Here is a 21,907-nt window from a genome sequence, read left to right as displayed (position 1 = left end):
GAGAAATCATATGAAAGAAGAATCGATAATGGAAGAAGGGCACGTAATAAAAACGGTGCTTCCGGGCAGTATCGGCGAAGAGCTTGAATTAGAGCCGGGAGACCGGGTCCTTGCGGTAAATGACCAGAAAATTGAAGATGTTTTTGATTACCGGTATCTGATCGAGGATGAATATATTGAGCTGGCTGTACAGAAAATTGACGGTGAGGAGTGGATTCTGGAAATTGAAAAGGATGCCGATGAGGATTTGGGCATCACCTTTGAATCCAGCCTGATGGATGATTATCATTCCTGCAGCAATAAATGTATTTTCTGTTTTATCGACCAGCTTCCGAAGGGCATGCGCTCCACCATGTATTTTAAAGATGATGATTCCAGACTGTCTTTCCTTCAGGGCAATTATATTACCCTGACAAATATGAAGGATAAGGATTTGGACCGCATTATCAAATACAAATTATCGCCGATCAACATTTCGGTGCATACGACCAACCCGGAACTGCGCTGCATGATGCTTCACAACCGGTTTGCCGGGAAGATCATGGAACAGATGGGGAAACTCTATGAGGCCGGCGTTTTAATGAACGGTCAGATTGTTTTGTGCAAGGGCGTAAATGACGGCGATGAACTGAGAAAGACCATTGGCGATCTGGGAAGTTTTCTTCCCTATATGGAAAGCCTGTCGGTGGTGCCTGTCGGGTTGTCGGACCATCGGGAGGGACTTTATCCTCTGGAGGCCTTTACACCGGAGGATGCCAGAGAAGTGATCGATATTATCCATGGTTATCAGGAAAAGTTTATGGAAGAGTATGACACTCACTTTGTCCATGCCAGTGATGAATGGTATATTCTTGCGGGAGAACCCCTTCCGCCGGAAGAAAACTATGACGGCTATGTTCAGCTGGAAAACGGCGTCGGCATGCTCCGCCTGCAGGAACGGGAGTTCCATGAGGCGTTAAACGAAGATGTGGCTGCAGGAACAGAGGCATCGGAAAGCCGCTTTGAAAAAAGCCGCATGAAAAAAAGCCGGTGTACCATTGCCACCGGAAAGCTGGCCGGACCTTTTCTGAGAGAACTCATTAAGGATTTGAACGAAGTTTACCCGAATATCCGGGCAGAAGTCGTTGAGGTGACAAACTATTTCTTCGGTTCCCGCATCACCGTGTCCGGACTGCTCACAGGGCAGGACATTATTGGGGCATTAAAGGGCCGGGACCTTGGAGAAAAGCTGCTGCTTCCCGTCAATGTACTTCGCAGCGGTGAAGATGTGCTTCTGGATGATGTGCATATCTCAGAAATTGAAAAAACTTTACAAGTTCCGATTCGTATTGTACAATCAAACGGAAAAGATTTGTATGATGCGCTGATCGAAGAAGGAGATTAATATATATGAGCAAACCAATCGTGGCCGTGGTCGGACGGCCAAATGTGGGAAAATCCACATTATTTAATGTGCTGGCCGGACGCAAGATATCTATTGTAAAAGACACGCCGGGGGTAACCAGAGATCGGATCTATGCGGAAGTCACCTGGCTGGACAAGCAATTTACCATGGTGGATACAGGCGGTATCGAACCGGAGAGCAAAGATCTGATCTTATCCAGCATGCGGGAGCAGGCGGAGATCGCCATTGCCACCGCAGATGTTATTATTTTTGTCACCGATGTTCAGCAGGGCGTTATTGATGCGGACTACAGGGTCGCGGATATGCTCAGAAAATCGGGGAAACCGATCGTTCTGGCCGTCAATAAGGTGGACAGTTTTCAGAAATATGAGGCGGATATTTACGAATTTTATAACCTGGGCATTGGCGATCCCTTTGGTATCTCCGCCGCTTCCCAGCTTGGCCTGGGGGATATGCTGGACGAAGTCGTGAAGCATTTTCCGGATAACTCCGTCGAGGAAGAAGAGGATGAACGCCCTCGGATCGCCATTATCGGGAAACCGAATGTGGGCAAGTCCTCATTGATCAATAAGCTGTGCGGGAGCCAGCGTTCCATTGTTTCAAATATTGCCGGAACAACCCGGGACGCCATCGACACGGTGGTCAAATTTAACGGGCAGGAATATGTCTTTATCGATACGGCCGGAATCCGCCGAAAGAGCAAGATTAAGGAGGATTTGGAGCGTTACAGCATTATCCGGGCCGTGTCTGCCGTGGAGCGGGCAAACATCGTTATTTTGATGATCGACGCCACAGAAGGCGTGACGGAGCAGGATGCAAAGATTGCGGGAATCGCCCATGAACGGGGCAAGGGCGTGATCATCGCCGTGAACAAATGGGACGCGGTCGTTAAAAATGATAAGACCATCTATGATTATACAAAGAAAATCCGCGATACTCTGGCTTACATGCCTTATGCGGAGCTGATCTTCATTTCGGCCATGACCGGGCAGCGGATCACAAAGCTTTATGAACTCATAGATATGGTGATTCAAAATCATTCGATGAGGATCGGCACGGGAGTCCTGAATGAGATCATGGCGGAAGCCGTCGCGTTAAAGCAGCCGCCGTCGGATAAGGGCCGCCGCCTGAAATTATACTATATTACCCAGGTGGCCGTAAAACCGCCGACTTTTGTTATCTTTGTCAACGATAAGGAATTAACCCATTTTTCCTATACACGCTATATTGAAAATAAAATCCGCGAGGCCTTCGGTTTCCGCGGTACACCGCTCAAATTTATTATTCGAGAGAGAAAGGATAAGGATAAATAGAGATGCTGAGAGATATCATTCTTTGCCTTTTCATTGGATATATTTTCGGGTGCTTTCAGACAGGTTATATTTACGGAAAGTGCCACGGAATTGATATCCGTCAGTACGGCAGCGGAAATGCCGGAACAACAAACACCCTGAGGGTCCTCGGGAAGAAAGCCGGTTATATTACCTATCTTGGCGACGCGCTGAAAGCGATCATTGCCATAGTGCTGGTTGAACACCTTGTTTATGGCCGGTTTCTTGTTCCGTCCATGAGTTTTCAGCTTTTGCTGGCTTACACGGGGCTTGGTGTGGCTTTCGGTCATAATTATCCCTTTTACCTGAAATTTAAAGGCGGCAAGGGAATCGCCGTGACTTCCGGTGTGATGCTGGCGCTTGACCTGCGGATCGGCCTGATTGGTATTATCGGCTTCTTTATCATCTTTTTTGCAACCCGATATGTTTCAGTCGGCTCCCTCTATATGAGCCTGGCCTTTCCTGTCTGCGTTCTGATCTTTTATCCGGGGCAGTGGCATCTGTTTGCTGTCAGCGTCGTATTCTGGCTTATGGCCTGGATGCGTCACCGCGAAAATATCAAACGACTGCTGAATGGCAATGAAAACCGCTTTGAGCGTAAGAAAAAAGGCTAAAAGAATTGACTTTTTCACATAAATCATTTATCATTATATAGAAGCGTTGCTTCAACGCTTTTATGTATTGAAGTATGAAAAGGAAAGAGGATGAAAACATGAAAAAATCACTTGCAATTTTACTGGCAGGTGCCATGGTTGTTGCTTCCCTGACAGCATGTGGTTCAGAGAAAAAAGAAACAACCGCTGAGACAACAGCAGAAACTACTGCAGAGACAACTGCAGAAACCACCGGCGAATCCAAAGCCGCCGCTGACGGCGAAACTTATAAGATCGGCGTTCTTCAGTTGACAGAGCATGCCGCTCTGGATGCTGCCAATGAAGGTTTTGTTGCCGCATTGGATGATTCCGGCATTTCTTATGAAATCGACCAGCAGAATGCTCAGAATGACCAGTCCGCATGTCAGACGATCGCTGAAAAATTAGTAAATGACGGCGATGATCTGATTCTTGCCATCGCAACACCGGCTGCTCAGGCTGTCGCAGGCGTTACAACCGAAATTCCGATCGTTGGTACAGCCATCACAGATTTCGCAGATTCCGGTTTGGTTGAAGACAATGCCGCACCGGGCGGAAACGTTACAGGTTCCTCCGATTTAACTCCGATTGAAGCTCAGATCGAACTGCTTCAGCAGGTTCTTCCGGATGCAAAGAAGATCGGTATTCTTTACTGCTCCGCAGAAAGCAACTCCGAGATCCAGCTTCAGATGACAAAAGATGCATGTGACGCAGCAAACCTTGAATATGAAGAGTTCTCCGTTGCAAGCTCCAATGAGATCCAGTCCGTTGTTGAATCCGCAGTCGGCAAAGTTGATTGTATCTATGCTTTTACAGATAACACTATTGCAGCAGGTATGAACACTGTATCCATGGTAGCTAACGAGAATAAACTTCCTGTTATCTGCGGTGAAGAGGGTATGGTTGAAGCCGGCGGACTTTGTACATACACCATCAGCTACTACGAATTGGGATATCTGGCAGGCCAGATGGCTGTTAAGATCCTTACCGAGGGCGCTGATCCGGCAACAATGCCGATTGAATATTATCCGGCAGAAAAATGTACATTTGTAGGTAATGACGATACAGCTGAAATATTGGGAATTGATATTTCCGGTCTTGAATAAATTTAATCGTTTAAAAGATACTCCGGCAAATATGATTTGATATTTGCCGGGGCTATTTTTTTAATTTACTTACACTAAATAAAAAAGGAGAGAAATGCTCATGAATATTGGCGGTATACTGCTGGCATTACAGGGCGCTGCATCCCAGGGGATACTCTGGGGCGTTTTGGTGCTTGGCGTATATATCACATATAAGATTCTTGATATCGCGGATCTGACCGTTGACGGCAGTTTTGCCCTCGGCGGCTGTGTCTGCGCTACCCTGGTCGTAGCTCATGGAATGAATCCTGTGCTTGCCCTGGTTCTTGCGACGCTGGCCGGAATGATCGCGGGCGCAGTGACAGGTCTTTTGCATACGGCCTTTGATATTCCGGCAATCCTGGCAGGTATTTTAACCCAGATTGCCCTCTGGTCCATCAACCTTCGGATCATGGGAAAGAGTAACATTCCGCTGTTAAAGACAAAAACAATTTTTTCCGGTTTTGTTGAGTTGACAGGTTTGAAATCTTCCCAGGCCTCCGGCCTGATCGGCCTTATCATAGCGATTGTCATTATCGCTGTATTATACTGGTTTTTCGGCACAGAGATCGGTTCGGCCCTCCGGGCAACCGGTAATAACGAAGATATGATCCGCGCCCTCGGCGTCAATACAAAAATGACAAAAATGATCGCTCTGATGCTGAGCAACGGCCTTGTCGGTCTTTCCGGCGGCCTTGTCTGCCAGAGTCAGAAATATGCGGATATCGGTATGGGCACCGGCGCCATCGTTATCGGTCTGGCGGCCATTGTCATCGGCGATGTGCTGATGGGAAAACTCCGTTCCTTTGGAAGCCGCCTGGCTTCGGCCATTATCGGTTCCGTTGTTTATTTCCTTATTCGTGCCGTTGTACTCCAGCTTGGTATGGATGCCAACGATATGAAATTGTTGTCAGCAATCATTGTTGCTCTTGCCCTCTGTATTCCTGTTTCTTTAGATAAATATCGCGCAAAACGTGCTTACTCGGAAGGAGGAGAGAAAAATGCTTAAAATCTCCAATGTCAGCAAGACGTTTAATACTGGAACTATCAACGAAAAAAAGGCGCTTCGAAATATCAGCCTGCATCTTGAGCCGGAAGACTTCGTTACCATTATCGGAGGCAACGGCGCCGGAAAATCCACCATGCTGAATATGATCGCCGGCGTTTATCCGATTGATTCCGGAGTGATCACTCTGGATGGGGTAAATATTTCCCGGCTTCCGGAGTATGCCCGCGCGAAATATCTCGGACGGGTATTCCAGGATCCGATGCGGGGTACGGCCGCCGACATGGAAATTCAGGAAAATCTTGCCCTGGCGTTACGGCGGGGTCAGAGCCGCGGACTTCGCTGGGGTATTTCCGGCGAAGAAAAAGAGCAGTATAAAAAGCTGCTCACCCGGCTGGATCTGGGCCTCGAGAACCGTCTTTCATCCAAAGTCGGCCTTCTTTCCGGCGGGCAGCGTCAGGCATTGACCCTTTTGATGGCCACACTGAAAAAACCGAAACTTCTTCTTTTAGATGAACATACGGCAGCTTTGGACCCGAAAACGGCGAAAAAAGTGCTTGATCTGACCGAAGAAATTGTGACAGAAAATCATTTGACCGCTTTGATGGTCACCCATAATATGAAAGACGCGATTCGTCTCGGCAATCGTCTGATCATGATGCACGAAGGTGAGATCATTTATGATGTCCGCGGCGAAGAAAAACGCAATCTGGAAGTCAGCGACCTTCTTGAGAAATTCGAGCAGGCCAGCGGCGGCGAATTTGCCAACGACCGTATGCTGCTTTCCTGATCAGGAATATTTTGTAAATACCGTCGATATAATTTCAATAAGATTATGTCGGCGGTGTTTTTATATGGATATGAATACTCGGCGTGAAATTCAGAATATGCGTATGCGGAGCGGAAGAATGACCAGAGATTACAGCGACATCTCCGGAATCAGTCCGGGGATCTGCTGCCTGTTTCGCTGTTTTCTGGCGCTGGCCTTTTTTGTGGCCGGGATCACCTTCCCCCAGATATCTTCAGAGCAGATTCCAAAGGAACTGACCCAGATTCCCGAATATGTATCGGCCAGCTACACGGTGGAGGAGGTTTCAGCCTTCATCGATGGACTGGCCAAATAGAACTATCAACTTCAAAACTACCATTCATGGCCTGAAATGGGACGATTCATGGCCACTGCAGTACAGAAACTAAAAAACATGCTATAATAAACGAGAAATGAGGGTACTTATGATAAACGTGGCAATTGTTGATGATGATGAAAAAACATTGGAACAGACACGGGCCTGCATTGAACATCTTGAGGATCTGCCGGAGGAGGTTGAGGTGAAGACCTTTTCCAGCGGAGAAGACTTTCTTGAAAAATTAAAGCCCGGAGAGAAATATGACGTTCTTTTTACCGATATCCAGATGACCGGCATGAATGGCCTGGAATTGGGCGCTGCCGCTCACGAGAGGTTTCCGCATATTTACTTAATCTTTCTGACATCCTTCACCCATTATGCGGTGGATAGTTACATTGTGGACGCCTATCAATATATTTTAAAACAGCAGATGGGCGAGCGCATCCCGCCGGTCATGCGGAAGATCATTTTGGAAATCCAGAGAGAACGGAAAAAATTTCGGATCATCGAAGCTGTGAATGACACCCAGAAGATTTTCTACCAGGATATTATCTACATAAAGAAAGTCAAGGGTTCCAAATATGTCGAATATATGACGCTCCATGGCAATTATCGGGAACGGATTCCTATTGACCAGTTGATGAAGGAACTCAATTCCATGGAATTTATCTTTGTTGAACGGAGTTTTATCGTGAATATCGAGCATATTATCCGGCTGAAAGGGAATATTGTCTACATGGAAAACGGGGATGAAATTACCATCAGCCGGGGGCGGCTGACCGATGTTAAAATGACGCTCAGCAAACATTGGGGGAATCTGTGATGACCAACATTCTATTCCAGATTATTCAGATCATCCTGTCCATGGGGGAAGTCTGGCTGTGCTACCAACTGCTGTACAGCACCCTTCTGGAAAAAGAATATTTGAACAGGAAAGAAAAGGCTGTCATATGGGCGAATATCCTTTTATGGGGAATATTGATTTCTTATAATCGAAATATTATCTTCTTCTCCCACAGTGCGTTTCTATTTGGACTGACCGCCACAAGCATATGTGCCATAGCCGTTTTTAAAAGCCGCAAACTGCTGACAGTCAGCCTTGTTGTCACCGGTTATTCCCTGACAGCCCTGTTGGATTTTTTCTTTATGTTTTTGAGCATGATGTTTTTAGATTATCCAACTGCACAGGATATATATCACGGAATATCCTGGATTAAAGTTCCGATCCTCCTGCTGTCGAGACTGACAATCATGGGATGTTTCTTCCTCTTAAAGAAAAAGGGGAGATTGTTTTTAAAAAACGTTTCAGAATATCAAAAAATTTTATATATAAGCAGTATCATTTTCATTATTCTGCTGCGCAGATATCAGGTAATTATGTGTGCTATGGTATATGGCCGAATTCCATATGATGGAGTAAACAGCGGTATATCCTTGTTGTCATTGCTGCTGATTATTCTTTTCGGATTGGGACTTTATATAAAAAGTCTGCTGCTGAAGAAGGAGAATCAGTTGCTGGCCTCAAAGGATGCGCTGATGCTTCAGAATTACCAGGATTTGATGCGGAACATGGAAGCGAATAAAGAAAAACTTCATGATTTAAAGCACCAGTTTCTGGTTCTTCAGGGCTATATCCAGGAAAAAGAGTATGAGAAATTTGGCCAGTACCTGTCAGAAATCAATGAAAATATTTTTGGACTTGAAAATAAAATATGGACAGGGCACAAGATACTTGATTTTATATTAAATCAAAAAAAGGACATCGCTGAAAAGAAGGGAATTGACTTTGACATCTGTGTTACAGCGCTTATGGAAATACCTTTATCTGATGGGGATCTCAGCGTGCTGGCGGGCAATTTGCTGGATAATGCCATTGAAGCCTGTGACAAAATAGAAACCGGGAAACGATGGATTTTATTTAAGCTGAGAAAACAACGAGGCATGTTGTTGATTGAAATATCCAACAGCATCGGCGAACGGCCAATCATAAAAAACGGCGAGCTGCTGACATCAAAGGAGCACGCCTGGATGCACGGCTACGGGCTCAAAAGTGTCCGGCGCATTGTGGAAAAAAATGAGGGCGTTTTTTCGTTTTCAATTGAGGAAAACGTATTTAAAATACAGGTTTCCTTTATGAAATAGAAAAATTTGTTTTTTTACGAAAGAATCGCTTAAAAGGGTGGAATTATTTGGTAAATCAATTTAAATACAAGTTGTTTTATAGTGTGATATGTCTATGGTTATGGATGTTGGTTATTTTTTTTCAACCATTTTATGACTGTATTCGTAATAAAATAGTTATTTCTTATCAGACAGAGTATGCGTATTTCATTTATTTATATGAGATTTGTATTGCCATCAGTTTTTGCTTATATAATTTTTTTTCAAAAAGAATCAATTTAAAAATACTTATGATTACTAAATCAGTTACGCTTTTAATCTTAATAGGATTAACAGTAACAAATTGGTGGCATGGCACATGGGATATCTTCGTTTTTATTTTGGCTCTGCATATAGCTGGAATTATATTACAATTAATTGATGTTAGAAAAAATGAAGAAGAGAAATAAAGAAAAAAATATTGCTTATCGGGTAGATTTGAGAAAAATGTATTTCAAATACAGATTTCTTTTATAAAATAAAAACAGACAAGGAGGGGGATTCATTGACTGAAAAAAATTTTTTATACGCGGGCGATTTGGAGGCAGAGATGTTGGAAATCTCTGAATTGGATAGAAATAATGATGAGTTAGAACAGCAAAGCTCTTTTAGTATAGAATGTGGTTCTTTTTTTACTATATTTTGTTGTTAATTTTATATTTTTGTGGAAAGCAGAGTGTGTTTACATTCTGCTTTCGCTATTTTAAAACATAGATCAGATAAACGGAGAAAAAATCGATGGATAATATGGTGTTTGAAACATTTTATAAAAGTTTTTGCGAAAAGGCTGCGGCTGAGTTAAAGAAAAATATCTATGAAAAATCGAAATATTTTTCGGAAACAATCTATGAGGATTTTTCAGAATATCTGGCCGGACAGTTACAATCGGTTTGCCTGCGAACATTGATTGCCAAAATGCACAGTGACAAAGAGGCTGGAAAGTTGAAAGGTGATAACCCTGAGGCGGAGTATAACTTTTTTTGCCGGGATATTGCCGGAAAAGACGATTTTGCAAAGGAATTGTTTGACACTTTTCCGGTGTTAAAAGACTGTATTGAAAAAAAGATGGATTATGCCATAACCTACTACACGGAAGTCGTGAATGATTTTTATAAGGACAGAGAAGAAATCAAAAAAAGGTTGTGCCCCGGCGCGAACCGAATCACCAAGATATCCGGCGGTTTTTCCGATGTTCACAATCATGGAAGACAGGTTTTGCGGATTTGGCTGGATAATGATTGTGAGATTTTATACAAGCCCCATTCGATGGAAAATGAAAAAATCTATTCGAAGCTGCTAAAATGGCTGAGTGTAAAAACGGGTATTTCCCAGTTAAATTACGCCTTTTTGTCTTATCCAAAACATAGCTGGTGCAGGATTGTTAAGGATGATGTCTGCCATAGCCAGGATGAACTAAAAAATTATTACAGGCGTTTGGGGGTTCAGATATTTTTAACCTATTTCCTCGGTACAAAGGATTTGCACTATGAAAATATCATTGCCGCCGGGGAATATCCGGCGCTGATCGATTTGGAAACATTGGTTCATATCCGGCATACTCAGAAACCGAAAACAGCGAGAGAAGAAATCCTTTATGAACTGTCTCAATCCGCGCTGTATTCGGGCCTACTCCCTGTTTATCACTGGAATAAAGACGGAAAGGGCGTGGACAGCAGCGGCATCAGCGGGAACAGCGGCCAAAAATATCCCTTTAAAATAGCGGTCGTCGCCAAGGCCCGGACATCCGAGATGCACATTGAATATCGATATCCGGTATCAAAAAAGGCCCGGAATCTGGCAACCTTAGAAGGTGAATTTTATCCGCCTTATCTATATAAATCGCAAATCCTTCACGGCTTCACCGATGCTTACCACCGGGTAATGGCAGATAAAGAAGTGTTCCGGGACTTATTAAAAGACCTCTATTCAACGGAAAGCCGTTACCTGATTGCTGATACACAGCGCTACAGCATGCTCCTTTCCGGTTCCTATCATCCGAGTTTACTTATGAAGAGCGGGAAGCGGGAGAAGTTTTTGGACTTGCTGCGGCAGGGACGGAAGCCGTCAGAGGAAGAAATTATACAAAGTGAAATCGACAGCCTGATAAATGGCGATATTCCTTATTTCAGCTATGTTTTGAATGAAACCGGGCTGCTTACCGCACAGGGAAATAAAATAAGGGATTATTTTCCATGCCCTGCCATGGATATTTTAAATGAAAGACTGGATAAAATGTGCGAATCGGATATGGAACAGCAAAGCACATTGATCGGCGTATCTTTGGACTTAATGTCCGGCGGAGAGCCGAGATACATCAACCGGGTATATCCGGTTCAAAAAGCGGATTGGAAAAACGACATCAACAAAACAAATCTACAAGAGTTTATTCATGAGAATATAGAGAAATATAAAGAACGGCTGATGAATTATGCGGTATGGAATGAAAGGAAAACAGAAGTTGGCTGGTATGCTCTGGAACTTTCTTCCTATGGCAGCGGCGTCTGGAATATTCGTCCAATGAATATGTATCTTTATGATGGGCTGGCAGGAATATGGTTGATTTTATATGCTCTGGAGCTTTATGACGGGGATAAGGCCGTTTCACATATGCGCCGTGCATTAGAACAGACATTTTTTCAATACACGGATACTGCATCCGTTGACCCGGAAAAACTGCAAACAAGAAGCACCGGGGTCTATAATGGCGAAAGTTCCATCGTATATACCTATATGGCCTTATATCAATTGAGCGGAGAAAATATTTATCTGGATTATGCCAAAAAGCACGCCCATTTATTAAATCAATTGATTGATGAGGATAAAAGCTATGATATGCTATCCGGCAATGCGGGGACGGCGCAGGTATTGCTGAAAATGTACAGTGTGCTTAAGGATAATCAGTACCTCAATATGGCTATGAAAGCGGTTGATGTTTTAGAAAAATCGGCTGTTCGGCAGGAAAAAGGCATCGGATGGCCTGTTGAAAAAAATATGCCGCCGATGGCCGGAATGGCCCATGGAAACAGCGGAATCCTTATGCCGGTAACGGCATTATGGAAAATCACCGGAGATGAAAAATACGAAAAGTTGGCGGAGCAGATCTGGCAATATGAAGAATACTTATATGATAGCCGGATAAATAACTGGACAGATGTGCGGTCAAAAGAGGAAAAAATTGATGATATCGGAACAGTAGCCTGGTGTCATGGGGCCGGAGGCATATTGCTCTCAAGATTAAAATGCTATAACAAGCTGAAAAATGAACTATGGCGAGGCCGATTCGAAAAAGATATTCTCAGGGCTGCGGAAAAACTGAACGAATACTGGAAGAGAGATAGCTGGAGCCTGTGCCACGGCATCTGCGGCAATCTGATGATACTGGAAAAGGCAATGGGAAAGCAACTGTGGCCCGATGGAGAAATCCGGCTTTTACCCCAGGAACAGATAAATCCAGGGCTAATGAACGGTTATGGCGGCATCCTGTACTATCTGCTAAAACAGAAAATTCCGGCTCTGCCGGATGTATTGGGACTGGAATAGAATAATTCTGAAATAGATAAGCAGTTCATGGCCTAAAAAGAGACGTTCATGGCCACCCGATTGTTTTTAAAATCTTAGATGATATGATGGAAGTATCAAAGCTTTGGTATATAGAATATTAAAGGGAGGAATTAAAGATGTTAAAATCAAAAAAAGTATCAAAAGGTTTTAAAGGATTCTGTATTGCGTATGTAGCAACTTTCATTGTAGGAGTTCTTTTTTCAAATATTTCTCTGTTTGGCTATGCCGATGGGAATTGGTCTGACACCTTGTATGAGTATACCAATAATAGTCCATTCGTTGAGATTACTGATGCAGTAACTGAGTATAGAGAAAAACGAGATGATTCATCTGCTTATGCCTATAATGACGCCTCAAATACAGACATAGAAAGAGTTTTTGTTTTGGGCCCTGGATATGTAGATAGAACGTATAAGCCATATAAAAATCTGCCAATTGGTCAGGCCTATTATTTTCCTAATTTGGTCAATGAATGTGGTGAAAAAAATGCTGCATTAAAATTTTGGCCATATTATGGTAAGCAAGGTATGCATTTACATATTTGGTGGAGTCCTGACAGCATTTAGTATAAGCAGAATAGGAACCTATTAGTTAAGTGAAAATGATGCCAGTCTGGCATAAAGTTAGGCTGACGTTTTTCATTATTGAAAGTATGGCGAAAGGTGGAGAGCTTTACAATGAAAAAAAGCAGAAATATAGGAATAGTTTTTGGCTTAATTATGATTGTTATAATTATTTTGGGAAGTATGTATAAAAAGCGGTTTGGCCCTATTGATAATAATAGTACGCTTAAGGAATCTGTTGTTCCTGAAAATGAAAGCTTGCAGGAAACAACGTATCAGAAAACAGTGGAAAGTGATGGTTCGGCAAAGGCTAGTCTTAGAAATTATGATTTTGAAGTAAAAGAAGTAAGCTTTCACCAAAATGAAAATGAGTCTAATTATCTGGAGATTTGGTTGATTATTACGAATCATGCTTCGGTGGAAGAAGTGATGGCTTTGAATAGCATAAGCTTGATAAAAGAAGATTCTGAAGGAAATGAACTAGAACAATTCCAATTGAATAATATAAATGATATTAATGCTGAGAAAACGGAGGGTGACTATTTTCATTATTCGATTTTGCCGAATGAATCATCAGAAGTTAAGCTGTTTTATCAAATAAATAGCGATGGTTCCCAGCAGGAAAATGAATGGTTTCTACATTTTAATCCGTTTGGTACAGAAGGAGCTATTATGCATGGAAAAAATGAAAAAGGTGAAATTGTTGAAATCACAGATACGGATAATGTTACGAATATTTATCTTAACCCATTAATAGAGGTGGACGAATAAATTATGAAGAATATATATAAGCTGGAATTAGCAAGAGGATTTGAAAGTTGGGGAATTAAGTTTTCCCTGTTTTTGGGCTGCTGCATTACTATCTTTCACTGGATATTCAGCGTGCTTCCGATGGCATTTTACCAAGATACTTATATGGGCACAGAATATAGTATGAAATATCCATTCAATGTATTTAATAACTGGATTGGTGCACAGACTTACACCTTTTCTTATTTATATTTTTTTCTCATTCCGTTGCTTGTGACCTTACCTCATGCAGGTTCTTTTTTCCAGGATATCCGTTATCGTATGATTCAGCAATTATGTATCCGTGTAGAGCGAAAATATTATTATAGGGCAAAATATGTGGCGACCTTTATATCAGGCGGAACAGTGGCAATAGTACCTTTGATTTTAAATTTTATTTTAACCTCAGCTGTATTGCCAATGATCAGTCCCCAGGCTGCAGACTATACTACATTAATTGGGATGAAAAGTACCTTGGGGGATTTTTATTTTAAGCACCCAATATTATATATATGTATATTTTTAATGATTATTTTTGTCTTTAGCGGGATTTTGGCAACGATTGCTTTTATTGCCGCTTATTATACAAATCATATGTTTATTGTCTTAACTGCGCCATTTGTTTTCAGTATGTTTTTAAATTCCTTATTTTCAATGTTTGGTTTAACAGATTGGCAAATGGTCTTTTTTTTAAATCCTGCTTATAACGGGGATAGAATATTACCAATAATAATAGAGGGGGTCATAATTATGGCAACAACGTTTTTTATATTTGTTATTAACGGAAGTAAGGATGATATATGTTAAGTACTGAAACTTCAATATGCTTGTTAGATTTGTTTGTTATGGATTCCTATTTTCAGACATCTTATCCATATTGGATGATTGTTTATTTATGTGCAGTTATGTTAATCATAAAGAATGATTTTTCAAATTGCATTATATTACGATATACAAACCGCAGAAAACTATGGCGAAAACAAATAATCAGCGCATTATTGGCTTCGAGCATAATATCTTTTGGCAAAATCTTATTTATAATTATATATTCATCAATTTGTGGCATGTCAAAATATAATTGGGATCTAATTGAAAGTGCCTTTTTCTTAAATGTGCATCAAACAATAAATATAAACTGGTATTTCTGTTTATGTATATATATACTTTTGGGATTCCTTTTATGTTTTCTTAGTATGGTTGTTTATATTATTAATCGCTGGATTTTTAATATTCCTATAATGAGTTGGTTTTTTCTTCTTATTTTATTTTATTTTGAATACTATAGTAAATGTGGAATTTTTTTTCAAAACATCTATTTGAAACATGAAGATTGGATTGACGGAGTGATTTGGAAAAAATCATTGCTGGTTTTTCTGCTAACGATTTTTTTATTAGCATTAGGAGAATGGGTTAGTCAAAAGAAGGAGTTTTATGTTGAATAATAAAAGAAGGCAGTTTTTTAAATTTATAAAATATGATTTATATTATGGTATATTATTGGAGTGGAAAAAATATGCCGTTTTTTCTATAATTATTTTTCTTTTTTGTTTTAAATTAATTTTGAAACACAGAAACATAATTATTTTTGAGAACCTGGCAGAAAATTTGTCAATAGGTGATTTGTTTATATATATTTTGAAAGGGATGAGACCGTATCACCTTTCACTGACAGAAATATATGTTCCTGAATTTACATGGATTTTTATGTACATATATATTGCATTTTCATTAAGCTTTTATCCGCTAAAAGATTTGCATGGATATGGTCAGCTAATGTTATTGCAATCAAAGCAGCGAAAGTATTGGTGGTTCAGCAAATGTATGTGGAATATACTAAGTATTATTTTATTTTATTTCATTATTATCATATGCGTTTGTACATGCAGTATTTTCACTGGTAATATGAATATTATGCCACAGGCTAATATACAGACTTTCTATAATCAAATGACTGTTACATCCATAAATGAATTTCAATTTATTTTAATTGCTTTTTTAGCCCTTCCATTCGTAACGATAGCTATTTCATTATTTCAAATGATGTGGGCTGTACTGATTCATCCGCTGATTGGATTGATTGTATCTGCTTCAATATATATATTATCTATATTTATTTCAAAGCCATGGATGTTAGGAAACTATTTAATGTTAATGCGAAATCATACATTTATTTCATCTTCGGAAATAATTTTAAAAAATGGGATTTTGTATTCGATGGCAGTTATATGCATTTCTGTAATTATTGGATATATAGGATTTAGAAGGAAAGATATATTAACGAATTATAACGAATAGAGGAGAAAGTGGAATGTATCTGCAATTGAAGAATGTATCTAAAAAAATTGGGAAAGTCAATATTATAAAAAATGTTAATTTAAATTTGGAGAAGGGCCATATTTACGGGCTTTGGGGTAAAAATGGTTGTGGAAAAACAATGTTGATGCGCTTGATTAGCGGTCTTGTTTTTTTATCAGATGGTGAAATCATTATAGGTGGAGAAACTTTAGGCCAGGATATTTCTTTTCCGAGAAGTATAGGAGCATTAATTGAAAATCCTGGTTTTATACCGATTTACAGCGGTTTTAAAAATCTGAAACTATTAGCTTCCATACAAAATAACATATCTGATGAAGAAATTGAAAAAACAATGCAAGTTCTTGGGTTAAATCCACACGAAAAGAAAAAAGTTAAAAAATATTCATTGGGGATGCAGCAAAAACTGGGAATTGCAGCAGCGCTTATGGAAGAGCCAGATTTAATTTTACTGGATGAGCCGACAAATGCACTGGATGAGCAAAGCACCAAAATCTTAAAGGGGTTACTCTTTGAACATAAGAAAAGAGGAGCTTTAATTATTGTATCTTGTCATATACGAGAGGATTTAGAGTTTTTATCTGATGAAATTTTTTGTATGCAGGATGGAGAGATAATAAATCACTATATACCGGAAGGAAAACAAAAAGAGGGCGCCTTGTAATGAAAAAAAGAAAATCGTTAATAAAAATGCTTATAATTATTTTTCTAATTGTTTATGGAATTTGTGTTATTCAAGTCAATATGAAATATCCTCAAACTAAAATAAGGATTGTTGAACCAAAACAATGTATTGAATACCAAGGTACAACCGTATCTATTGAAAATTTTTATATCATGAACAAAGCGGATATCAATCAATATTTCTCCTGGGAGAGAGATAATTATGGAGACTGTATTGGTATCATGTCAGAAATTTCGATTAAGAATGATTCTGCTACAGAAAAAAAAGTCGACCTTACTTCTTTGATATTTGAATCCGGCGGATGGAAAAATGCGATTCATTACATGGCATTTACTAAATTAAATGAAGGTAAAAATATGAGTTTAAATCCGGTTTTACATCCAGGTGAAACTATCAAATTGAAATTACCGACATTTGCAGCACCAATTCATATGCGGAAATCTCAGTGGAAGAATTTTTTAATGAGAGATGTATATTTGACATTCTCATTATATCCGGAAAAATGTATGGCAAAACTATTATAAATATTTAATTTTAAAAAAACAAGCAATTCATGGCCTAAAAGGGGACGTTCATGGCCACCTGATTGTTTTTTGAAAAATACAAGTTTATAATTGAATTATCAAATTTGATAAATTATATGGATGTCGATATCTAACTAGAAAGAGGTTTCACTATGAAACGGTTTATCGCATTATTCTTAAGCATCGTTACATTTATTTCCTGTATGATGCCATCAAGTGCTTTTGCTATGGGATTTTCAGATAACACAGGGAATGAACAACGCGATTTAGTCACCATTGTAGAGGAAATACAGGAAACAAGGGCAAACATTTCTTCTGCTAATCACAATTCTAACATAGAAATTATCGAAAACAATGATAAGTTTCAGATTGTAAAATTTACGGAAGGCTCAAAAGAAAATATATTGATGTACAATGTTTTGACAGGTCAATTATATGCTGATGGAAATGAAATCACAGTTCACGATATGCCTGTACCTGAAAATGAAATTGAACCTAACAAATTAATGTCTTCATTTGATCATCAATATAAAAACGTTGAATAGTAAAGCTTGCTATGCATTTATGTTTAAACAGTTAGATGACAGCTATACATTTTATGTTCAGTCTTGGAGTATGTATTGGGATCCTGGATACTATTATCATTTGGAAACCTTCAGACAAACAATATATCAATAAATAATAGATATATCTTGTTCTTATGCGGGGAGGATTTATGACTATGGCTGATGAACAAATTTTAAGAATTTCTCCGAATTGTTTTATTTAGTTTTCTTCCAGAAAAAATATGCGAAAATGGGATACTAACTCGAAATGGGTTCATTACATGGAAGATGATTCGGAAAATCATACCTCATGAAAATAATGCTAATGAACTTGAATTAATTTTCAAAAAGCAGCGACTTAATGGTACAAACAGATATACTTTATACAGCTCATCTCCTATTTCGCATGTGGAACATCTAATAAACAGCAACTTAGCAAATTAATGTTGGTATTTCAAGTATTTTGATGCCAAAGAATTAAGCGAGGAGGAACCTTATGAAAAAAAGAACTTTGACAATGCTTTTAGTATTAGCTTGCGTATTAGGACTGGGGGCTTTTGCTTCAGCCTCGACGATTCCTTTTGACATAACAGTTACTGCCTATGGCCCATCAAACCCTGACCCATATTCATATCGTGAAATCAAAGATGATGATGAACAGAACTTTTATGTCAGAGTTACTGGTATGAGTCATAAAAGAGGACTATTTAGTTTTAAATCTCGTGCTATTGACGGCAGTGTAGAATCACGTGGTAAAAGTTATCATTATAGAAATTTAAATACAACATTTCCATATGCGTATGATAATGGATATGCACCTGGAGGTAAGTACTACTATTTACATGGCATTACAGGGCTATATGAAGCTGCACCATATAATTATTTGAATGTTGTTGGATATTATTGTCCGTAGATATTTGCCAGCAGAGTTTTCTGTCGGCAAATTAATTAAAGAAAGAGGTGAGTGGATTGTGAAAAAATATGTACTTGTGGTGGTTTTTTCTCTACTTTCTGCTGTATGTATGTCAACCGGCTGCAACTCGAATCCGAATCCGATAAAGGATAAAAAAGAATCGGTTACAAATAACGATATCGTAAGTGCTACGAATGTTCCCGAGCGAGATAATGGAGCCTCCGCAGTAGATACTCTGGATTTCCCAAAACATTTTGAGGCAGATTATTCCAAATTGCATTTTAACACAGATATTGTTGTCGAAGAAGGAGCAGATATCAATAATTTATATCGTTTTTCCGGGAAAAGAGCAACTTATGATATGCAAAAGGCTTATGAAAAATTAACTTCAAATGTTCATTTTGAAAAGACGTACGAAGGGGAAGGAATAGGAGAAGAAGGAGTTCCAATTCCAAATATGGCTTATGAGGGTACAAATAAAGAAAAGATGTTTTTGAATGGAGAAACATTAACATTTTTAACCCCCTGGTCAAATTACATTTTACGATGCGTCCACCCTGACTCAAGGGATCCCAGATATAATATGGACAAATATGCATTAAATGGTGAATTGGAGTTTATGAATAAAGAAAATGGCTATGAACAAATTCTTTTACTGTTAAACGATATAGGTTTTAAGCCGGAAATTGATTTTCAAACTGTTACATACGCTTTAAATTATAGTATGCTCGAACAAGAAGAGTATAACATAAATATGGATGGGATTGAAGATACGAGTAAATATAAGGAATCCTGGAGTGAAGAAGATAATTGCTATTACTATTTTATACGGCAAAAAGTAAACGGTTTACCTCTATATTATGTTTATGGAAACGTAATTAAAGAATTGGATATATGCAACAGCCCAGTTCAGGTTCTTTATTCAAAAAATGGAATTCAACGTTTAGATATTGATAAATTATTTGAAATAGATGATACAGCAGATCAAAAGCTTGTTTCTCCTTTGCCTCTGGAAGATTTGACACAATTGATGGAAAATCAATATGAAATGTTAATTTCGGATGCAACTTTTGATGTATACAAAATGGAACTTTATATGATGGCTCAAAAAAATTTACAAAATACATATGATTTTTTCCCTGTTTGGATTATATCTATGGAGCAAATACAGACAGAGAATGGCCAGAGTGTAAAAACACCTATGCAAGCGATAATTGATGCGGAAACAGGCACCATTATTTCGTGAGAAAAGGGGAACAGGATTGAAAAAGTATATATGTTTAGATATGGAAAGAGTGCTGCGATCATGGCGTTTTTTAATATCTATAATTGGAGTGGCTGCAATATTTTACATATTCGGTGCCAAACCCTATGAGGGCTATTCATTAATTGAAATGTATCAATTCAATATTTATCAAATACAAACATTATTAGTATATATATTTTGCATTTTACCTTATGGTGACGGAATATGCCAGGATATGGAATGTCGTTTTTATCAATTAATGATTATTCGTGGAAAAGTTTTCAATTATGGATTGTCTAAGGCTTTCGCAATTTTTTTATCCTCGGCATTAACCATGATATTGGGAACAGCATTATATATTTTAATAGTAAAAATTCAATATAACGAATTGATTTGGGTATCTGAAAATTATATTCGGGGTGCTTTTAGCAGTTTTATTTCAAACGAAATGTATATTCCTTATTTTATTTTGTGCAGTATTCAAATGGGACTTTTAACAGGGATTCTTGCGTTACTTTGTGCAGTGGCTTCTTTATATATAGTAAATAAATTATTTTTATATTCATTGCCTATAATAAGCTATTATACTCTATGCTATTTATCGGAAATTATTTTTGGAGATTATGGTTTTCACTGGATATATAGTCCGCTATACACGATACACAGTAATGAATTTCTATCATTTATGATAACGCTTATAATATCGTGTATTTTATTTGCAATACTCGTTTGTATCTTAGATAGGAAACTTAAAAGGAGATTGAACAATGGATAAAGCGTGGTTATATATTTATTTTCCCCTTGCAGAAGTTAAGAGAAAAATTTTAAGTATAAAATATTTATCCGTAATGATGATAATTGTATTTTTAAATGTCTTATATACCATAACGTTAAGAAAATTTTCTTATTTAACCGGATATGCAATAACACCTTACTTTTTCCCTTTCCTAGTGTCGATAAGTTTTTATAATATGATTTTTTTTGCATTATATATTTATTTTTTTTCAGATGCGCCTTTTGTTCAACGAAATACAATATATCAAATGATACGCTGTGGAAGGACAAGATGGGGAATTATACAATTAGAAAAAATATTCTTAAGCAGCTTTATATTTAATTTAGGCAGCTTCTTTTTAAGCATTATGGTCTTACTGCCGTATATTTCATTTGAAAAAGGGTGGGGAAAAGTTATATATACTCTATCGAGAACAAATATGGGAGAAGCCTATAAAATCTCAATAAGTTTTATGTATGATATCATAGGAAAATATACACCTTTGCAATTTATGGCCTTAACAATGATTATATTATGGTTAGCCGGCAGCGCTATTGGCATTATGATGTTTTCATTAAGTTTGTTTGTGGGGAGAATAACAACTTTAATTTGTGTTAGTATATTCGTTGTTTTACCAATTGTTTTAGATGATTTTCCGATTGTGTTAAGACCTTTGGCAATATATTTTTCTCCCATATCATGGACCCGTATTACAGAAATCGGGCAATTTAAGTATGGAATACCGAGACTGCCGTCGTTAATTTTTATTTTATCGGCTTACATAATCATGTGTATCCTGTTTAGCGCAGCCGCGCTGATCAGACTGAGGACAATTGATTTAAAATGGAGTAGTGAAGAAGAATGAGAACGATTGAAGTAAAAAATGGTGTGAAACAATTTGGCGAACAGTGTGTACTGAAAAACGTATCCATTCAATGCGAATCCGGCCATATTTATGGAATTGTGGGACATAACGGTTCGGGAAAAACGGTACTCTTTAAGTGTATTTGTGGATTTATGAATCTGGATGACGGAGAGATTATCATTGACGGCGTTCAGAGAAGCAAAAAAGGAGCCATTCTGACCGGAGCCGGAATTATCATAGAGGAGCCTGCATTTTTAAAAAATGCCAGCGGATTAAAAAATCTGGATATATTATATCGGATAAAGCATCGTAAAAATAAAGCCTATTTAAAAAAGATACTGGA

The 21,907-nt window shown here is 38.7% G+C and carries 23 protein-coding genes; all 23 read left to right on the top strand.

Features of this window, described 5'->3' with window-relative positions:
- Positions 1-10: 10 nt before the first annotated feature.
- Entirely contained in the window at positions 11-1,384 is a 1,374-nt protein-coding gene (locus ACMN7X_RS07885; protein ID WP_418746920.1) for a DUF512 domain-containing protein, read from the top strand.
- Between the two features lie 5 nt (positions 1,385-1,389).
- Positions 1,390-2,718: a ribosome biogenesis GTPase Der gene (der, locus tag ACMN7X_RS07880; RefSeq protein WP_418746919.1), complete on the top strand. Its 1,329-nt coding sequence runs from the start codon at positions 1,390-1,392 to the stop codon at positions 2,716-2,718.
- Positions 2,719-2,720: 2 nt separating this feature from the next.
- Entirely contained in the window at positions 2,721-3,350 is a 630-nt protein-coding gene (gene plsY, locus ACMN7X_RS07875; RefSeq protein ID WP_418746918.1) for a glycerol-3-phosphate 1-O-acyltransferase PlsY, read from the top strand.
- A 98-nt stretch (positions 3,351-3,448) separates the two neighbouring features.
- The gene (locus tag ACMN7X_RS07870; RefSeq protein WP_418746917.1) at positions 3,449-4,474 is read left to right on the top strand and encodes an ABC transporter substrate-binding protein; all 1,026 of its coding nucleotides are present in this window, start codon (positions 3,449-3,451) and stop codon (positions 4,472-4,474) included.
- Between the two features lie 100 nt (positions 4,475-4,574).
- Complete coding sequence (locus ACMN7X_RS07865) at positions 4,575-5,501, top strand: ABC transporter permease (protein ID WP_418746916.1); 927 nt, start codon at positions 4,575-4,577, stop codon at positions 5,499-5,501.
- Entirely contained in the window at positions 5,494-6,288 is a 795-nt protein-coding gene (locus ACMN7X_RS07860) for an ABC transporter ATP-binding protein (protein ID WP_418746915.1), read from the top strand. Before ACMN7X_RS07865 ends, ACMN7X_RS07860 begins: the two co-directional genes overlap by 8 nt.
- A 64-nt stretch (positions 6,289-6,352) precedes the next feature.
- The gene (locus ACMN7X_RS07855) at positions 6,353-6,622 is read left to right on the top strand and encodes a hypothetical protein (RefSeq protein ID WP_418746914.1); all 270 of its coding nucleotides are present in this window, start codon (positions 6,353-6,355) and stop codon (positions 6,620-6,622) included.
- Positions 6,623-6,731: 109 nt separating this feature from the next.
- Positions 6,732-7,448, top strand: coding sequence for a LytR/AlgR family response regulator transcription factor (locus ACMN7X_RS07850; protein ID WP_418746913.1), 717 nt, complete (start codon positions 6,732-6,734; stop codon positions 7,446-7,448).
- The gene (locus tag ACMN7X_RS07845; protein ID WP_418746912.1) at positions 7,448-8,767 is read left to right on the top strand and encodes a sensor histidine kinase; all 1,320 of its coding nucleotides are present in this window, start codon (positions 7,448-7,450) and stop codon (positions 8,765-8,767) included. The genes ACMN7X_RS07850 and ACMN7X_RS07845 overlap by 1 nt, the downstream gene beginning before the upstream one ends.
- Before the next feature lie 523 nt (positions 8,768-9,290).
- Positions 9,291-9,437: a hypothetical protein gene (locus ACMN7X_RS07840; RefSeq protein WP_418746911.1), complete on the top strand. Its 147-nt coding sequence runs from the start codon at positions 9,291-9,293 to the stop codon at positions 9,435-9,437.
- A gap of 86 nt (positions 9,438-9,523) precedes the next feature.
- The gene (gene lanM / locus ACMN7X_RS07835) at positions 9,524-12,325 is read left to right on the top strand and encodes a type 2 lanthipeptide synthetase LanM (RefSeq protein ID WP_418746910.1); all 2,802 of its coding nucleotides are present in this window, start codon (positions 9,524-9,526) and stop codon (positions 12,323-12,325) included.
- A gap of 137 nt (positions 12,326-12,462) precedes the next feature.
- Complete coding sequence (locus tag ACMN7X_RS07830) at positions 12,463-12,912, top strand: DUF2712 domain-containing protein (RefSeq protein ID WP_418746909.1); 450 nt, start codon at positions 12,463-12,465, stop codon at positions 12,910-12,912.
- Positions 12,913-13,023: 111 nt separating this feature from the next.
- The gene (locus ACMN7X_RS07825) at positions 13,024-13,680 is read left to right on the top strand and encodes a hypothetical protein (protein WP_418746908.1); all 657 of its coding nucleotides are present in this window, start codon (positions 13,024-13,026) and stop codon (positions 13,678-13,680) included.
- Positions 13,681-13,683: 3 nt separating this feature from the next.
- Complete coding sequence (locus ACMN7X_RS07820) at positions 13,684-14,505, top strand: hypothetical protein (protein WP_418746907.1); 822 nt, start codon at positions 13,684-13,686, stop codon at positions 14,503-14,505.
- A 624-nt stretch (positions 14,506-15,129) separates the two neighbouring features.
- Complete coding sequence (locus tag ACMN7X_RS07815; protein WP_418746906.1) at positions 15,130-15,993, top strand: hypothetical protein; 864 nt, start codon at positions 15,130-15,132, stop codon at positions 15,991-15,993.
- Positions 15,994-16,006: 13 nt separating this feature from the next.
- Positions 16,007-16,675: an ABC transporter ATP-binding protein gene (locus tag ACMN7X_RS07810; protein ID WP_418746905.1), complete on the top strand. Its 669-nt coding sequence runs from the start codon at positions 16,007-16,009 to the stop codon at positions 16,673-16,675.
- Positions 16,675-17,220: a hypothetical protein gene (locus tag ACMN7X_RS07805; RefSeq protein ID WP_418746904.1), complete on the top strand. Its 546-nt coding sequence runs from the start codon at positions 16,675-16,677 to the stop codon at positions 17,218-17,220. Before ACMN7X_RS07810 ends, ACMN7X_RS07805 begins: the two co-directional genes overlap by 1 nt.
- Before the next feature lie 152 nt (positions 17,221-17,372).
- Complete coding sequence (locus ACMN7X_RS07800) at positions 17,373-17,765, top strand: hypothetical protein (protein WP_418746903.1); 393 nt, start codon at positions 17,373-17,375, stop codon at positions 17,763-17,765.
- A gap of 496 nt (positions 17,766-18,261) precedes the next feature.
- Complete coding sequence (locus tag ACMN7X_RS07795; RefSeq protein ID WP_418746902.1) at positions 18,262-18,678, top strand: hypothetical protein; 417 nt, start codon at positions 18,262-18,264, stop codon at positions 18,676-18,678.
- A gap of 58 nt (positions 18,679-18,736) precedes the next feature.
- Positions 18,737-19,924, top strand: coding sequence for a hypothetical protein (locus ACMN7X_RS07790; protein WP_418746901.1), 1,188 nt, complete (start codon positions 18,737-18,739; stop codon positions 19,922-19,924).
- A 16-nt stretch (positions 19,925-19,940) separates the two neighbouring features.
- On the top strand, positions 19,941-20,699 hold the full coding sequence (locus ACMN7X_RS07785; RefSeq protein WP_418746900.1) for a hypothetical protein: 759 nt from the start codon (positions 19,941-19,943) through the stop codon (positions 20,697-20,699).
- A complete protein-coding gene (locus ACMN7X_RS07780; RefSeq protein ID WP_418746899.1) occupies positions 20,692-21,564 on the top strand; it encodes a hypothetical protein in 873 nt (290 codons plus the stop codon). The genes ACMN7X_RS07785 and ACMN7X_RS07780 overlap by 8 nt, the downstream gene beginning before the upstream one ends.
- The coding region (locus ACMN7X_RS07775) for an ATP-binding cassette domain-containing protein (RefSeq protein ID WP_418746898.1) at positions 21,561-21,907 on the top strand (347 nt) is incomplete at its 3' end. The genes ACMN7X_RS07780 and ACMN7X_RS07775, both read left to right, overlap by 4 nt.

Origin of the sequence: Frisingicoccus sp., from assembly GCF_048388605.1 — a bacterium.
Taxonomy (GTDB): domain Bacteria; phylum Bacillota; class Clostridia; order Lachnospirales; family Lachnospiraceae; genus Frisingicoccus.
Note: the sequence above shows the minus strand (reverse complement) of the source record. Positions and strands in the feature narration are given on the sequence as shown.

Coding starts and splice junctions, on each gene's coding strand:
- ACMN7X_RS07805 (WP_418746904.1), top strand. CDS start 16,675: ATGAAAAAAAGAAAATCGTTAATAAAAATGCTTATAATTATTTTTCTA.
- plsY (WP_418746918.1), top strand. CDS start 2,721: ATGCTGAGAGATATCATTCTTTGCCTTTTCATTGGATATATTTTCGGG.
- ACMN7X_RS07810 (WP_418746905.1), top strand. CDS start 16,007: ATGTATCTGCAATTGAAGAATGTATCTAAAAAAATTGGGAAAGTCAAT.
- ACMN7X_RS07830 (WP_418746909.1), top strand. CDS start 12,463: ATGTTAAAATCAAAAAAAGTATCAAAAGGTTTTAAAGGATTCTGTATT.
- ACMN7X_RS07845 (WP_418746912.1), top strand. CDS start 7,448: ATGACCAACATTCTATTCCAGATTATTCAGATCATCCTGTCCATGGGG.
- ACMN7X_RS07800 (WP_418746903.1), top strand. CDS start 17,373: ATGAAACGGTTTATCGCATTATTCTTAAGCATCGTTACATTTATTTCC.
- ACMN7X_RS07820 (WP_418746907.1), top strand. CDS start 13,684: ATGAAGAATATATATAAGCTGGAATTAGCAAGAGGATTTGAAAGTTGG.
- ACMN7X_RS07865 (WP_418746916.1), top strand. CDS start 4,575: ATGAATATTGGCGGTATACTGCTGGCATTACAGGGCGCTGCATCCCAG.
- ACMN7X_RS07825 (WP_418746908.1), top strand. CDS start 13,024: ATGAAAAAAAGCAGAAATATAGGAATAGTTTTTGGCTTAATTATGATT.
- lanM (WP_418746910.1), top strand. CDS start 9,524: ATGGATAATATGGTGTTTGAAACATTTTATAAAAGTTTTTGCGAAAAG.
- ACMN7X_RS07860 (WP_418746915.1), top strand. CDS start 5,494: ATGCTTAAAATCTCCAATGTCAGCAAGACGTTTAATACTGGAACTATC.
- der (WP_418746919.1), top strand. CDS start 1,390: ATGAGCAAACCAATCGTGGCCGTGGTCGGACGGCCAAATGTGGGAAAA.
- ACMN7X_RS07870 (WP_418746917.1), top strand. CDS start 3,449: ATGAAAAAATCACTTGCAATTTTACTGGCAGGTGCCATGGTTGTTGCT.
- ACMN7X_RS07795 (WP_418746902.1), top strand. CDS start 18,262: ATGAAAAAAAGAACTTTGACAATGCTTTTAGTATTAGCTTGCGTATTA.
- ACMN7X_RS07850 (WP_418746913.1), top strand. CDS start 6,732: ATGATAAACGTGGCAATTGTTGATGATGATGAAAAAACATTGGAACAG.
- ACMN7X_RS07815 (WP_418746906.1), top strand. CDS start 15,130: ATGTTGAATAATAAAAGAAGGCAGTTTTTTAAATTTATAAAATATGAT.
- ACMN7X_RS07885 (WP_418746920.1), top strand. CDS start 11: ATGAAAGAAGAATCGATAATGGAAGAAGGGCACGTAATAAAAACGGTG.
- ACMN7X_RS07855 (WP_418746914.1), top strand. CDS start 6,353: ATGGATATGAATACTCGGCGTGAAATTCAGAATATGCGTATGCGGAGC.
- ACMN7X_RS07780 (WP_418746899.1), top strand. CDS start 20,692: ATGGATAAAGCGTGGTTATATATTTATTTTCCCCTTGCAGAAGTTAAG.